The sequence below is a fragment of the Enterococcus sp. DIV0086 genome (assembly GCF_050498705.1).
Taxonomy (GTDB): domain Bacteria; phylum Bacillota; class Bacilli; order Lactobacillales; family Enterococcaceae; genus Enterococcus; species Enterococcus faecalis.
The window spans coordinates 1,840,690-1,854,442 of the sequence record NZ_JBNIDN010000001.1 but is presented as its reverse complement, the minus strand read 5'-3'; the positions used below and the strand labels follow the sequence as shown (position 1 = coordinate 1,854,442).

Sequence of the window (13,753 nt, the reverse complement as noted above, 5' to 3'; positions counted from 1 at the left end):
TATTTCAAAAGTAAATGAAGTTGTTAAAAGTGTTGACAGTGTAAAGACAAAAAAACAATTCGATGAATTATTCTTTTTTTGAACAAAGAAGAACGTTTGTGAACAATGCGAAGTATCGATGTGATCGAAAAAATAACAAGATGCTCACCTCAATTTTTAAATATTCATAAAAGAGAATTTGTAACATTCAGTAAGACTGCTACAAACATAGAATTTATATGGCACTGGTATTATTGATATCAGAAATAGACCTTAAAACAATAAGTTAAAAGAAATATTTAATCTTTTAACTAGTTGAGCATTAAATAAGCCAGAAAGCAAAATTGTGAGTGTGAATGCGATTCAGAAAGTAAAAAGTGAACAAACTCCCTAGCTAAATACAATAATTAAGAAATTAACTATTTATCAGGAGGAAAATGAAGATGAAACATGAATGAAGAAAAGCTGAAAAAAATATTTATTTACCTAAAAAACAACCTGCTAAAATAGAGTTGAAACCAATGAAATACTTTACAATAGAAGGAATAGGTAATCCCAATAGCAAAGAGTTTAGTGAAGCAGTTAGAGTGCTTTATGCAATGTCTTATGGAGTTAAAACCGCGCCAAAAAAGGAAAAACTCCAGATGGATACTTTGATTATATCGTTTATCCATTAGAAGGTTTTTGGTCTTTAAATGATGTGGGAATCAAACAATTTAAGGAAGATAAAGTATTTTGTAAAGAAGATTTAATGTTTAAGTTAATGATTCGTAAGCCAGAATTTATCAGAAGTGATTTTGCTTTAAAGATAGTTGAAGATATATTAAAAAGCAAACCAAATGAATACAACGAAAAGATTAAATTCGAAATAATTGAAGAAGGGCTATGTGTACACGCATTGCATCTGGGGAGTTATGATACAGAAAGCATAACTTTTTCAACCATGAATGAGTATTGCGAAGAAAACAAATTACAAAGGTTAAATCCTTATCATAAAGAAATTTATCTTAACGATCCTAGAAAAACAGAGCCTGAAAAAAATAAAACTGTATTAAGATATTCAGTCGAAAAAATTTAAAAATATATATTTTTTTGAAAGAAGTTAACGTCATTATAGATACCAAAAATATGTTCAATATAAGAGCGAAGAGATCTAATTGAATGTTAGATAATAGATTGTAGTATGGTTCTGATTCACATGTATTTTTTTGGTTACGCCTTGAGGTACGAAAATTTTAAAATATGCTAAAATCCATTAAAACCGTACTTATTGGATTATTGTTCAATCTATTGTTATTAAATGATTTTCAAACTTTTTAAAAAATTTATTGCACACAACTAGGTCTTAAAAAGCAGCGAACAAAAGAAAATCCCTTATCAGACGTTAATTTGATAAGGGATTTTTGGTAGGGAAAATGGTAGGGAACCATCTCATTTTTAATGAAAATCAAGCTATCTAGCAATTGAAGAATGTTGATTTATAGGTATTCCCCATACATATTATGTTAGCTCTTTATTCCCCCATGGTGTAATCACGAGGTTATCAAATCGAACAATTGCCATGCCTAGTTCATCCAGTGTTTCTTTGGTGATTACAGGATTTTCGCTTTTTACTTTGACGCTGATTTTTTCAAATCGGAGCTTTGGAAGGACACATTCCTACGTCCAACCCAATACTTCACCATCTTTTTGCCACCGAGAGACTTTTACGACTTGATACTCTGTTTCTAGCTTTTCTTTTGGTAAGGTTAAATCGTTAATTTTTACTGCCATGTTGGTTTCCTTCTTTTTTTATACGTTTTTGTATACGATTAGGTAAAAAAATTTGTAGTGGTACCTCTACGACTATATCATATACGAAATTATAAACGATGTGATATAATCAATGGTGAAGTGATATGAAGTAGTATTAGATAATATGAAACGATATAGGAGGAACTAAAGTTGTTTGGACTTGGATGATTGTCAATAAAGTAGACACAAAAAGAGTAGATACTTAAAGATTTTCAAAGTATTTCTCCTCCTTTTCGTTGGGAGTAAGCATGTTTAATGTACCGTGAGGTCGTTGGGTATTGTAAAAGCCTTCGATATATTCAAAACAAGAAAGCTGTACTTCTTGGAGTGAAGAAAAGTTCCGACGATTCAGTTCCTCCTTTTTCATATATTTGAAAAAAGATTCTGTTACTGCGTTATCCCAAGGATAACCAGGTTTGGATAAAGAATGGACAATTGATCGATCTTCCAAGTATTTTCTAAATTCTAAAGAGGTGTATTGGGAACCTTGATCTGTGTGAAAAAGGACGGGTGCAGTTGGTCTTCGTGATTGAATCGCTTTTTCTACTGTTGAAATAGCCAGTAGAGTATCTATTTTGTGACTCACAGACCAAGCAATCACTTTTCTGGAAAACAGATCAAGAATGCTGCAAAGATAAACAAAGGATTTATTCCCTATGGGAATATAGGAAAAGTCACTTGTCCAAACTTGATTAGGTGCTGGTGGATTGAACGCTTGTTTTAAATGATTGGGTCTTTCTAAAGAAACCTGGCTTTTTGATCGTTTAAAAACAGGTTTAGAGGTAGACATTTTAGGTAAATTCATCATTTTCATTAGTCGATACACTCGACCAATACTGATGTGTAAGCCATAGTCACGAGAAAGCATTCGTTGGATTTTTGCCGGACCTACTCGTTTTTGAGAGGTCGTATAAATCTCTAAAATATTTTTTCGAATTTGTTGATTTTCCAATGTTCTAGGGGCAACCTTATCTGAAAAATATTTATAGTAAGTGGAACGATTGACTTTAAGAACTCTGCATAAAGTAACAATGGAATGTTCATAACGAAGGATATGAATAGCCTCTAGTCGTTTGTGGAGCGTGGCGTGAATATGGCAATCGCTTTTTTTAAGATGAGATTTTCTTCCTCCAGTTGAGCATTTCTTTTTTGTAATTGTTGAATTTGTCGAGCCGTAAGGATCCTCCCATCATCAATTTTCACTTCTGAATATTGCTTTACCCAACGAGCAATAGAGGATACGGCAATGCCATATTCAGTAGCAAGAGCATTCTGAGATTTGCCACTTTCATAGAGTTTAACGATGGATTGTTTAAACTCTTCATCAAATTTACGAGGTGTTTTTCGTTTGTCTACCATAATAAAAAATCCTTTCTAAATGAGTGTCTATTTAATTGATAGTATATCAGAAAATCTGTCTACTTTATTAGCATACATGCAACTATTAAAACCGAATAAAGAGCAAGTTGGAAGTCGCTTGAGAGAAGTGAAGGACGAACTAAGTCTTTCTTTTAGTGAATATGGCAATCGATTGGGAGTAATTAAGCCAACCATCAATTCTAATGTTAGGGGATATTCTTTAGCACCGTTAGAAGTTGTGGAGAAAGTGTCAGCACTTAGCGATAAGCCAGTGGGTTGGTTTTATTTTGGTGAAATAGAAGAGTATATTCAAGACTATTTATTATTACGAGGACAAGAATCTTTGTTAAAGGATCATCCTGATGTACCATTAAAAATAAAAGAGGACTTTTTAACGGGTGATTTCAAAAATTCGGGATGGGAAACGGATTTTGGTTATCCAGTAGAAAGATTTATAGATGATTGTTATGCAGAAATTCATATTAAATTGTTAAGAGAATATGTTCAATTACTGGCGCTAAACTATCTTAACGAGCATACCGCTTTAGATGATAGTAAGAAAGAAGATGCAAGTATCTTCCTTAGTTCCGAAGTTATGGGGTACTATGAGGCAACCAGAGATTTTGATTATGGTGATACTGAAAAGGTTATGGCTGCTGTAGAAAGCTATTATGAAGGAACATTAAAAGAGAAAGAAATTTCTTTTGATGATGGGTATCTTGTTGGGAGGCTAATTAATATTCTTGCAGATGATGATGAAACAGAACAACTTATTTCTGGTTTGTCTAAAGAATTGACAGGAAAACGTTTCTCAAATTTCTTTGGAGGAAATGAATTAATACAAGTATTTCAATCACTACGTCCAGAGTTATTGAAGCTGTATGCAGAAACAACCTTTGATGAGTATTATGATTGGTTTGAGAAATAAAAGCGAATGTCTAACAAAATAACACTAAAAAAGAAGTCAACAGCCACTACGTTCTCCTGGCGTCGCTGTTGACTTCTTTTATTGGACATTTCGTTTTGTCTATGCCCCGAGGAACTCACAAAATAGCAAGACTTTGGCTAATCTCGGAACATTTAGTGTGACATGCCCAACGTTTGTGGAGATAAAGGAGCTAGTCGTTGTAATAATACAATTTTGCCCCTCTGAATCTAGCGAAATAGCAAGAAAATCAAGTGTGGCTAGTAGCCTTAAGTCTAGTCTTTAAATATTCAATTTGGGTTTCTAAGGTGGCAGTACTATTTAAAAAATCTTGGTAGAAAGCATTGAAAATGTAGGAGTTAGAATAAAATTCTGTCATAATTTTTTTCTTGTTTAGTGGCATCATTGTTCTATAGCTGAAAAAATTATTTAGCACAGTTAAAGATTCTTTCTATGATGTATTTCTTCTCCTAAATCTCATCAAGTAATGTTGTAGTACTTAGAGAAAAATGACCTGTATAGCCAAAAGAAAAAGTATTGAATGAGTTACTCGATTGATGTAGCTGCCGAATAACTTACTTTTTTTTACGTAAAAATTTCCAGTAAGCTGAATATGGAATAATTACAAACAGTATAAGAAAATATTTATTAACTATCGTATCAGCTTCCCCTTTCATGTTAAAATGAATAGGTATTTTTATGGGCAAGAATAAACACACAAAAAGTATTATGAGAATTAGCAGTAATAAAATGATTAAGTTTTTAAAAATAGGTTTGTTCATAGTCTTCTCTCCGTTTGCGATTTTCTATTGTAAATAATGCACTTTTTTAATTGCTATTACAATGAGTACGACAGCTAAAAGTTCTACTATGGCTAGAATTGTTACACCTAATGTACCAAAAATAAGAGAACCCGCTGCTGATAATGAAATGAGTATCATACTAAGTACAGCAGTTATAATAATAGCCATACTTTGTTTAACAACTACCATCTCGTTAGACCAATTGAAATTAGGAAATTTTAAGTTGATTGCTAAACCTAAGGATGATATGAATAGCAAGCTTGTCAATAAAAAGAAGATATGGATGATAAAATCGAATCCTCTCAAACCCAATGCACTCCAGCAAGCCACACTTGCCGCCAGCAAGCCAGGAAGAAATAATAAAATATTCAGTAACCCTTTAGCAATGCTTAGCTCTTTTATCGAAATCGGTAAGCTTTGGATGATCCAAACATTTTTTCCTTCAAATGAAAAACTACATGATGTCGTTGTTGTTAAAGTTAGACACACAAGAAAAATAATAAAATATATAAAGGAGCTTGTCATCGTTAAATTAAGCGGATCAATTACAACGGGTGAAAACTTAGGTAACAAGCCCATTGATAAACCAACCGCTATCACAAATAATGCAATAGGTGAAATAAGCGTGTTAACCACGTAGGTGAAGGAAGAAAAATAACGACTAATTTCTTTTTTGAAAAGTGCTACCAATATAGGACGAACCTTCAAAACATAATGCTTATTAACTGCTGGCTTCACTTCGAAAAGCATTGTTAATGAATCGTATTTTTTTACTATCATTAAACACAACCCGCTAAATGCAATGAGCACTGTAGCAAATAAAAGAATGATTTTTAACCAGTTATTTGCCGTAACTACTTCCAATAATGAAATGGGTAAAAATGATGTGTTGATTATTCCTATTTTCGAATTGAATGGAACAGTCACATAAGCATATACGAGTGGAGAAATAAAAATACCCAATGCCAAAATAGCCTCAATAAAAGTACTCCTAAAATTCAAAATAAAGAGAAATAATTTAACCAATATTGAGACAACTATACTGCAACCAATTGCAAGTAACGGAATCATAATCACATAAATCCCAACAATTAATAAATGAATCAACGGGAATGGCTGAAAGAAATACAGAGGAATTTGAACGCTGAACAAAATTACGCTACAAAGAATCAACTGAATGATGTATGAAGAAATAATATTTACAAGTTTAGCTTGCCATTTTTTGATTGGTAAAACAAATAGTTGATCATGGTCGAACCCAACTAGAATATTTTTGACTCCACATAATAATGTCCAAATTCCCAAAATCCAAAACAGTATAGATGCCACATAAGGATTGACCTTGTCTAATTGAAGCTCTTGATTCATTTGATAAGGTAGAGAAATAATATAGCCGATGACTAAGACGAGTGCTACAAGATAGCCAATTGTTGTGAGTAAAGCGTGCGTTTTTATCGCCATATTCTTATCAGAGAGCTTTGACCATTCAAATTGATTTCTTAAGCGTACCTGAATTAATGTTTTCATTTGCTTATTCATGAATTGTAACCCTCCTAAATAGTTCGCCTAAGGATTCTTTGGCAACCAATTCTTTCATCAAACCGTTGACTTTCACCTCTCCTTGATTGATCAATACAACTCGATTACAGATTTTTTCAGCCACTTCTAATACATGAGTAGAATAAATGATTTTTGCTCCTTTAGCTGCTCTTTTTTGCAGCTCATTGGTTAAAAAGTAAGAAGCATTTGGATCTAAACCAACAAATGGCTCATCTAGAACAATTAAATCCGGACTATGAAGAAAAATTGAAATTAAAACTAACCGCTGTTTCATACCATGAGAATAGTTTGAAATCAACTGACTCAAATTTTCTTTTAAGTCTAACTGTTCTGCTAAATAATTTACTTCATTCGCAAAAACGTGCTGATCAACATTGTACATTGAACTAATAAAGTTTAAATATTCATAGCCCCGCAAATTTTCATAAATATCTGGATTATCTGGAGAATATCCTAGCATCATCTTAAATTTCTTAGAATCTTTTTGTAGGTCTACGCCATTAAGAGTAATCTCTCCTTTATCATAAGGATGAATACCTACTATGGATTTCAAGGTAGTTGTTTTTCCTGCCCCGTTTGCCCCAATAAAAGCACAAATATCTCCAGTTTCTATTGTTAAGGAAAGGTCTTGAATTCCCTTTGTCGTCCCTTTGTATATCTTTCTTAAATTCTTTATAGTTAACATATTAAATTTCTCCTCCTTTACTGACAAAATGTCAGTTTGCGTTTAATATAAAACCGATGGAGACTATCCTATCGGTTTTTATATAATAATTATTCGAATAGCCCTTCATATTTAAGTACTCTTGTCAAAATCAATTTAAAAGATTTAAGTTGAAAACTTTCATTACTTTTGATATTCGTATTATTAGATGCGAATACATAGGCCGTAATAAGCAAATATGATGTTTCTAGTGGGAATTCAACTTCTAACACACCCTCCCTTTTACCTTGTTCAAGAATATTCGAAAAATATTCTGTTAATTTTTCAATTAAATTATGAGAAAATTTATCCATAAGATACTGGTTTTGCTCAAGGTTAAAGGCATTTTGCAGTTCTATCGTTTCGTTTGTAATATCTTCAGGAGATATCATAGTAATTGAGAAAAATCTCTGATTTTTTGGATAGCTGATTTATTAGGATCGTATGAAAGGCTATATAATTTTTCTAATAAAGGCTTCGAATGCCTTTCAACTATACAATACAAAATGTCTTCTTTATTTTTAAAATGATAATAAAGCAATCCTCTTGAAATATGAGCTTTTTCAATAATATCTTGTGTTGTTGTGTTTATATATCCTTTTTCTACAAAAAGTAATAATGCGCTATCCATAATTTCAGCTTTACGAATTTCAGGTTCTTTTATATCTCGCATTTTAATTCTCCTTTTTCATAATTATATATCTTGACTGACAAAGTGTCAATATGTATTATAAATAAAGGGCACCTCTAAAAACTACCAAAAGAATAAGAAAATCCCCTCCAGTGTGAGATAATAGGACTATCAATCATCGGAGGGGATTATTATGTTCGAACTTAATCTTTTTGGAGAAAACAAGGTGTTTGAAAAATTGAGTCAAATTGGTGATCCGTTAGAAAAATTAGTTGGGCTGGTTGATTGGCAACTTTTTCGTCCAGTATTGAATCGATTGTTGGTTAAATCTGTCAAAGGTCCTGGCGGACGCCCTCCCTATGATTACCTTCTGATGTTTAAAATTTTGATTTTGCAACGCTATTATAATCTATCCGATGATCAGGCAGAATACGCCATTTTGGATCGTTTGTCTTTTCGCCGTTTTCTTGGAATCTCGGAATATACCACTGCTATTCCTGATGCAAAAACCATCTGGTTATTTAAAGATACCCTTTCAAAAGCTAATGGTTATCAAGAACTATTCACGACCTTGGAAAAGGAACTTGAAGCACAAGACATCATTACTCACGAAGGAACAATGATCGATGCCTCTTTTATTGAATCACCTAAGCAACGTAATTCTAGAAAAGAAAATAAGCTGATTAAAGAAGGACACACTCCAAAAGGGTGGTCAGATGCCAAACAGCATCAAAAAGATACGGATGCACGTTTGACAAAGAAAAACAACACCGAATTTTTCGGTTACAAAAATCATGTATCAGTGGACATGCGTAGTAAATTGATCTTGGCACAAGAAGTTACAACTGCGTCCGTACATGATAGCCAAGTCTTTGAATCTTTGATGGATGACCAAACACAAGTGGTCTTTGCGGATAGCGCTTATTTAGGACAAGAATTACCCGATGGGGTTCGCTCTGAAGTCATGACACGAAGTGTCCGAAATCATCCCCTTACAGATAAACAAATTCAGCTCAATCATTTACGAGCATCCATTCGCTGTCGTGTCGAGCATGTCTTTGCTTTTATTGAGAATAGTATGAACGGTTCCACCTTTCGAGGAACGACGATCATTCGTGCAAAGTTCAACGGGATGATTACCAGTTTGACTTATAATTTATTTCGTATCGGACAAGTTAAAAAAGCCCGAATAATACAAAGGCAGAAGTGTGTCCAAATGTAGAGAAAATCGCTGAAGTCCTCATAAATAGACTGATTTAGAGCGTTGGAGCACTTGAAATATGCTCATAGTTTGTAGTTCAACCTCAATCATAGGCTAATTAATCCCAACTAAGTGGTTTCTAGAGATGCCCTAAAGATAGAGCAAATTTTTTTGTAGGAAAATTTTAAGTGAACTAGTCCTTAATTTAGGAACGATGTATAATTTGAAGATAACTATGATAGCTGAATTATATGGTCAATAATTTCTTTGGACAACTAATTTTTTTATATTGATAAAGCAGATAGAACTATTTGATTAATGTGTTTTGTAGTTCCGTATATAAGATTTTTGGGGTTTTTAGGAATATTTTGAAGATGAATAGTATGAGGATGATTAGTGTTCTCTGATGTGCAATTAATTTTTTTGGTTACGAATGTTGGTAACGAGTATCTAAAATTTAATAAAATTTGGTGAAGTTAGTTGAGTTAAAAGCTTGCTATAAATCTTGATAATATAGTGTTTTTAAACTCTATAAAATTCAGAAACAGCCAACCAGGTCTTAAGAAAGCTCGTAAAGCTTCACAATTCTCAAAACGTTAATATCCGCTATATATCAACGTTTCAAGCGTTTCGCAACTCAGTTTGTGAAACGCTTTTTTCATTGTTGACACCACAGTTGACACCATTCAAGTCTACATTGTTTTGAAACAATTTACGATAAGCAACTTCGCCTACAGGTAAATGAATGACATTTGGTGTATTGACATAGGTTTTCGTAACAGTTGTATCACTATGTGTTAATGCTTCAGAAATCTGTTCTAATGGTATGCCAGACTGTTTTGCAAGTGTTGCACCTGTATGACGTAGTTTGTGTGGTGTTGCATGTACTAAATTAGGATGACGGCGTTCAATAGATTTCATACGATAATTAAGATAATCAGTGTGAAGTGGCTGATTGATATTTCCTTGATTGTCAATGTACGTGAATAGAAGTTGCTCATCTGTTTGTTCAATACCAAATTGTGCGAGGTCTACTTCTTGCTGTGCTTTCCATTGAAGTAATAATTCTTTTAATTCAATCGGAATATGGAAGAGAGTTGTTTTATTTCCTTTGGTATTTTTTTCTTCACCGAACTTATCTAATGCTTTACCAATCAAAATTTGCGATTTTGAAAAATCGACATTTTTCCATTTTAATGCATAGGTTTCAGATTTGCGATCGGATAAGAAGAAAGTTGTTTGAAAAAGAACATAATCTTGAAAAGCTAATTGTTCACTTTGCAAGTCTTCTTGAACTGCTATCAGCCATTTTTGTAATTGCTCAAATGATAAATACAAATCTTCTTCTTTTCTAGCCTGTTTCAATTGGTTTTTCTTTGTGGCTTTAATTCGCTTTAAAGACTTTTCTAGTTTATTGCGGTCAATATATTCTAGTTCTTCTGCCCAATCAAAAATAGAATTTACATAGCTTCTCAGCGTTTTAAAATTTGCATATTCTGCTGCTTTTTTGGTCATTAACTTTAAAACTAATGCCTTATTATGATTGAGATAGTTTAAAGTATATTTACCAAACATAGGTAAAATATGCAGCCGAAAAACATCCTTTGTATTACTAACAGTGACATTAGTTGGTGGGTTGGTATTGGTTGAGGTCAACCCTGCTACATAGGCTTCTAGCCAGACGTCTTTGTAAAAATCTTTGAATAATGCTTCGCCACCTAATTCAATTGCACTTTTTTCATTATTCTCGCGTACTTCTTTAATATGGGCATAGAAATCAATCTGTGCTTCGTTGGCCTCCTTTTTTGTTTTAAATGTTTTCGAGTAAAGCTTTCCTACACCCAAAATAGTTTGAACATCTTGAGGGTAGTAAAGTCTTAAACGATAGGTGTTATTTGTAGTTTTTGTAATTGACATAGTATTTTCCTCCGAATTGCGAACCGAAATCAAATACTATAGCCAATTATATCGCGGTCGCAGTTATTTTTCTATATTTTCTAACCAGTGGTCGATAGCTAAACGGTCAAATCTTGTGGAACCACCTATTTTTAATAAAGGCAAACCTTGAGCAATCCAGTTATCCAATGTGTTGTTGGACACTTGTAAATAGTTACAAGTTTGCTTTTTATTCATATAACGATGCTGTATATTTTCTTGTTTTTTTATTTTTTCAATTTCAGTTGTGATTAAGGCATGAAGCTGGTCGGAAATTTCTTTCAACTGTTCATCACTAATCAATATTTTCATTTCTGTCATAATTACACGTCCTTATCATTTAATTGAGGTGAAGCTATTTCAAATAATATTCTTGTGGCTTTTTCAATGTCGTTTTCTGTTTTAAAAATGATTGATTCACTCCAACGATTTTCAATTTTCAAATCCAATAATTCTTGATACTTTTTTTTATCGTCATTCCAAAGCATCGGAATGATGTAATCATAATCGAACTTGTAAACATTGATACGTCTGAAAAATTGTTCTTTCTTATCTACATCATTAAAAACTGCTGGATGACTTTTATCATTTTTCAATGCTCGATAGAAATCATTGGGGGAGAATGGGCTGGTAATAATTATTTTTTCGGCGACAATTTTTTTGTCAAAATAACGGCTACCAGCAACGTTCTCAAAATTGAATGGATCAGTAAGTTTTAATAATTCATTGTAAGAAATAGAGTTAGGTCGTAATTCGTCAAGAATCAGAACATTTTCACCATCGTAATTTGCAAATAAATCTCTATTTGAACCAGTAATATAACGATTTTCTTTATAACGAGATTTAGCAAAACGAGTTTTTCCAGTTCCAGTATCACCGAATAAATAAAAGACTTCAATTTTCTTTTGTTCATTTTCCATTCGTGATTTAAATTCTTCAAAACGCTGATTTGCCAGTAATTTTTTAACGATAGTTATTTGATGTTCATTTCTTGCATACTCAGTAGGAGATAATTCATTCATTAAATGATTAAGTGTGACTTTTCCATTTCCGAATGAGTCAATTAAATGTTGAATTTCTTCTTTTCTATTTCGATTTATGGATTTTGTTATCTTATTGATACGTTCCTTAAAATCAAAGTTCGCTACCACGTCTTCAATGTCATATTGAAATTTTTCCTTTGCATGATTAGTTTTATGAATTAGGTAAGAATACATATTGTTAGGACGGTTCAACCAAATTTCAAAGTTTTGTGGGGAATCATTGAATACTTTGGCTACATTATTAACTTTTCGGGGATTTTCAAATTTTAATGCGATATGATAATGAGGTGCTACTAATTTAGTATCAGTAACGGAACTCTTATCTTTATCATGCAGAATAATCGCATATTCAACAGGATTAAGTGTTTCTTTCACGTATTGTGATAGTTTGTCTATCTCAATTGGAATATTGCGTTTTTCCATGTATTCAATCTGATTTTCATACATAAAATTTCTGAATTTTTTTGTCATCAGTTTTCACTTCCATTCGCTGTTAGTTATTTATGTAGAATTCTGGAACACATTGGAAAAAGTGTTCCAGAAAACTGTATCAAGGGGTTGCATTGATTTTATTTGTCGTTTCACGCTATTTTCGTCACTTTGGAACAATTTAATTTTCCACATAATAAACCCATGGAAAATTGATAGAGCAATGTTTTGGTAATGTAATTTGTAATTTTGGAACATTTTTATCATTTTTTATTTGATGTATCCTAACCGTGCAAATAAGGCAAAAATTATAGTTAATCCATCGTCAGAAACTTTATGTGTTTCATCGCAAGTGTCACAGTGTGCATTGTGTAAGTCATTGAGTTTAAAAAATAGTTTAGCAAGTTCATCATCGGATAAATTATAATAATTATTTACAAGTTGTTGTTCATCTTCATTTAATGTGTTGTCTCGATGTTTAAGCGGTATTAATTTATTTTCAATTTCTTCGAGAGCCATGGTAGCATAGGCATGTAAATAACCTTTTAATTCTTCGTGGTTCATTATATTTTCCTCATTTCGTTTTTTATTTTATATAACCTAATCGGGCAAATAGTGCGTGTATTAATATTAATGAAGCATGAGTGATGTTAGTTAATTCATCATCATTACACCAGCGTTCATTGAATATGTCATTAATTGCAAAAAATAATTCAGAGATCTGTGCATCAGATAAGTAGTAATCATCAGCAACAATTTTTTGTTCATGTTCAGTTAATTCGGTTCCGATTTCTTCATATGAACGTAATTCATTTCTTACAAGAACATCATTTGCAATATCATGTAAGTAATCATGTAAATCTTCAACTAGTTTTTCATTTCGCAATAGTTCAGCAATTTCATAGATTATATTTTCATCACGTTTTTTAACAATAATATTTTCCATTTTAAGATCCTCATTTCATTTTTTAGTTGTAGTTAAAAACAGGAGTTACTTATAACCATATTTTTTTGACAGCGTTCGCAAACACATTCGATGGGAACAATTTTTCGTAATTCTTTCATTTTTGTTTGGTGTAACATTTTTTCAATTGTTTTTTAGTTGGTTTTTCATTGTATATTCCTCATTTCATTTTTTTATTATGACTAATTTTTTTCTTTGCACTAGTATTATGTAAAACTTTTCCAAAAAAAATGAGTAGATTTGAAATTGTAACACAACTGTAATATTTAGATTTAAAAATGAAAGAAGCGTAGTTATCTATAATAAAAAAAACTCTACTTCTAGAGTTTTTTGATATGCTCAATTTTGTATACACTACGAACAAACTACCTATGAAACTAATTACTGAATATCAAACAAAAAAGTAGATAAACAGTCTGTCTTCATT

General features: G+C 32.1%; 15 protein-coding genes and 1 pseudogene. 4 read left to right on the top strand and 12 right to left on the bottom strand.

The window, feature by feature from the left end:
* Nucleotides 1-500 precede the first annotated feature (500 nt).
* Both IGI63_RS09010 and IGI63_RS09005 read left to right on the top strand, forming a co-directional pair.
* A complete protein-coding gene (locus IGI63_RS09010; protein WP_429975705.1) occupies nt 501-656 on the top strand; it encodes a hypothetical protein in 156 nt (51 codons plus the stop codon).
* 23 nt (nt 657-679) lie between these two features.
* Complete coding sequence (locus IGI63_RS09005; RefSeq protein ID WP_429975704.1) at nt 680-1,057, top strand: GyrI-like domain-containing protein; 378 nt, start codon at nt 680-682, stop codon at nt 1,055-1,057.
* A 440-nt stretch (nt 1,058-1,497) separates the two neighbouring features.
* On the opposite strand, the pseudogene IGI63_RS09000 reads toward IGI63_RS09005, so the two are convergent.
* Nucleotides 1,498-1,752, bottom strand: a pseudogene (locus IGI63_RS09000) (hypothetical protein); the annotation flags it as partial.
* Nucleotides 1,753-1,975: 223 nt separating this feature from the next.
* Nucleotides 1,976-3,132 (bottom strand): IS3 family transposase gene (locus tag IGI63_RS08995; protein WP_429975703.1). Its coding sequence is split into 2 segments (ribosomal slippage): nt 1,976-2,874 and nt 2,874-3,132, totalling 1,158 coding nucleotides; the frame shifts between segments, so codons are not numbered across the junction.
* A gap of 19 nt (nt 3,133-3,151) precedes the next feature.
* Here IGI63_RS08995 and IGI63_RS08990 point away from each other — a divergent pair.
* Nucleotides 3,152-4,060 (top strand): helix-turn-helix domain-containing protein, encoded by a 909-nt coding sequence (locus IGI63_RS08990; protein WP_429975702.1) that lies wholly within the window; start codon nt 3,152-3,154, stop codon nt 4,058-4,060.
* A gap of 572 nt (nt 4,061-4,632) precedes the next feature.
* On the opposite strand, the gene IGI63_RS08985 is transcribed toward IGI63_RS08990, so the two are convergent.
* The 5 genes from IGI63_RS08985 to IGI63_RS08965 all read right to left on the bottom strand — a co-directional run bounded on the left by IGI63_RS08985 (nt 4,633) and on the right by IGI63_RS08965 (nt 7,796).
* Entirely contained in the window at nt 4,633-4,839 is a 207-nt protein-coding gene (locus tag IGI63_RS08985; RefSeq protein ID WP_429975701.1) for a DUF1648 domain-containing protein, read from the bottom strand.
* 24 nt (nt 4,840-4,863) lie between these two features.
* Nucleotides 4,864-6,399: a hypothetical protein gene (locus IGI63_RS08980; protein WP_429975700.1), complete on the bottom strand. Its 1,536-nt coding sequence runs from the start codon at nt 6,397-6,399 to the stop codon at nt 4,864-4,866.
* The gene (locus IGI63_RS08975) at nt 6,392-7,105 is read right to left on the bottom strand and encodes an ABC transporter ATP-binding protein (RefSeq protein WP_429975699.1); all 714 of its coding nucleotides are present in this window, start codon (nt 7,103-7,105) and stop codon (nt 6,392-6,394) included. The genes IGI63_RS08980 and IGI63_RS08975 overlap by 8 nt, the downstream gene beginning before the upstream one ends.
* Before the next feature lie 89 nt (nt 7,106-7,194).
* Entirely contained in the window at nt 7,195-7,515 is a 321-nt protein-coding gene (locus tag IGI63_RS08970; protein ID WP_429975698.1) for a hypothetical protein, read from the bottom strand.
* Nucleotides 7,512-7,796, bottom strand: coding sequence for a TetR/AcrR family transcriptional regulator (locus tag IGI63_RS08965; RefSeq protein WP_429975697.1), 285 nt, complete (start codon nt 7,794-7,796; stop codon nt 7,512-7,514). Before IGI63_RS08965 ends, IGI63_RS08970 begins: the two co-directional genes overlap by 4 nt.
* A 151-nt stretch (nt 7,797-7,947) precedes the next feature.
* Here IGI63_RS08965 and IGI63_RS08960 point away from each other — a divergent pair, with 151 nt between their 5' ends.
* Nucleotides 7,948-8,976, top strand: coding sequence for an IS5 family transposase (locus IGI63_RS08960; RefSeq protein WP_429975696.1), 1,029 nt, complete (start codon nt 7,948-7,950; stop codon nt 8,974-8,976).
* 600 nt (nt 8,977-9,576) lie between these two features.
* Here the strand turns inward: IGI63_RS08960 and IGI63_RS08955 are convergent.
* From IGI63_RS08955 to IGI63_RS08935, 5 genes are all read right to left on the bottom strand, one after another.
* Nucleotides 9,577-10,872: a site-specific integrase gene (locus tag IGI63_RS08955; RefSeq protein ID WP_429975695.1), complete on the bottom strand. Its 1,296-nt coding sequence runs from the start codon at nt 10,870-10,872 to the stop codon at nt 9,577-9,579.
* 63 nt (nt 10,873-10,935) lie between these two features.
* On the bottom strand, nt 10,936-11,211 hold the full coding sequence (locus IGI63_RS08950; RefSeq protein WP_207491501.1) for a helix-turn-helix domain-containing protein: 276 nt from the start codon (nt 11,209-11,211) through the stop codon (nt 10,936-10,938).
* A gap of 2 nt (nt 11,212-11,213) precedes the next feature.
* Nucleotides 11,214-12,404, bottom strand: coding sequence for a Rep family protein (locus IGI63_RS08945; RefSeq protein WP_429975694.1), 1,191 nt, complete (start codon nt 12,402-12,404; stop codon nt 11,214-11,216).
* A gap of 228 nt (nt 12,405-12,632) precedes the next feature.
* Nucleotides 12,633-12,926, bottom strand: a complete 294-nt coding sequence (locus tag IGI63_RS08940) for a hypothetical protein (protein WP_429975693.1) — start codon at nt 12,924-12,926, stop codon at nt 12,633-12,635.
* A gap of 22 nt (nt 12,927-12,948) precedes the next feature.
* Nucleotides 12,949-13,308 (bottom strand): hypothetical protein, encoded by a 360-nt coding sequence (locus IGI63_RS08935; RefSeq protein ID WP_429975692.1) that lies wholly within the window; start codon nt 13,306-13,308, stop codon nt 12,949-12,951.
* Between the last annotated feature and the right edge of the window lie 445 nt (nt 13,309-13,753).

Coding starts and splice junctions, on each gene's coding strand:
- IGI63_RS09010 (WP_429975705.1), top strand. CDS start 501: ATGAAATACTTTACAATAGAAGGAATAGGTAATCCCAATAGCAAAGAG.
- IGI63_RS08990 (WP_429975702.1), top strand. CDS start 3,152: ATGAGTGTCTATTTAATTGATAGTATATCAGAAAATCTGTCTACTTTA.
- IGI63_RS08985 (WP_429975701.1), bottom strand. CDS start 4,839: ATGAACAAACCTATTTTTAAAAACTTAATCATTTTATTACTGCTAATT.
- IGI63_RS08980 (WP_429975700.1), bottom strand. CDS start 6,399: ATGAATAAGCAAATGAAAACATTAATTCAGGTACGCTTAAGAAATCAA.
- IGI63_RS08975 (WP_429975699.1), bottom strand. CDS start 7,105: ATGTTAACTATAAAGAATTTAAGAAAGATATACAAAGGGACGACAAAG.
- IGI63_RS08970 (WP_429975698.1), bottom strand. CDS start 7,515: ATGATATCTCCTGAAGATATTACAAACGAAACGATAGAACTGCAAAAT.
- IGI63_RS08965 (WP_429975697.1), bottom strand. CDS start 7,796: ATGCGAGATATAAAAGAACCTGAAATTCGTAAAGCTGAAATTATGGAT.
- IGI63_RS08960 (WP_429975696.1), top strand. CDS start 7,948: ATGTTCGAACTTAATCTTTTTGGAGAAAACAAGGTGTTTGAAAAATTG.
- IGI63_RS08955 (WP_429975695.1), bottom strand. CDS start 10,872: ATGTCAATTACAAAAACTACAAATAACACCTATCGTTTAAGACTTTAC.
- IGI63_RS08950 (WP_207491501.1), bottom strand. CDS start 11,211: ATGACAGAAATGAAAATATTGATTAGTGATGAACAGTTGAAAGAAATT.
- IGI63_RS08945 (WP_429975694.1), bottom strand. CDS start 12,404: ATGACAAAAAAATTCAGAAATTTTATGTATGAAAATCAGATTGAATAC.
- IGI63_RS08940 (WP_429975693.1), bottom strand. CDS start 12,926: ATGAACCACGAAGAATTAAAAGGTTATTTACATGCCTATGCTACCATG.
- IGI63_RS08935 (WP_429975692.1), bottom strand. CDS start 13,308: ATGGAAAATATTATTGTTAAAAAACGTGATGAAAATATAATCTATGAA.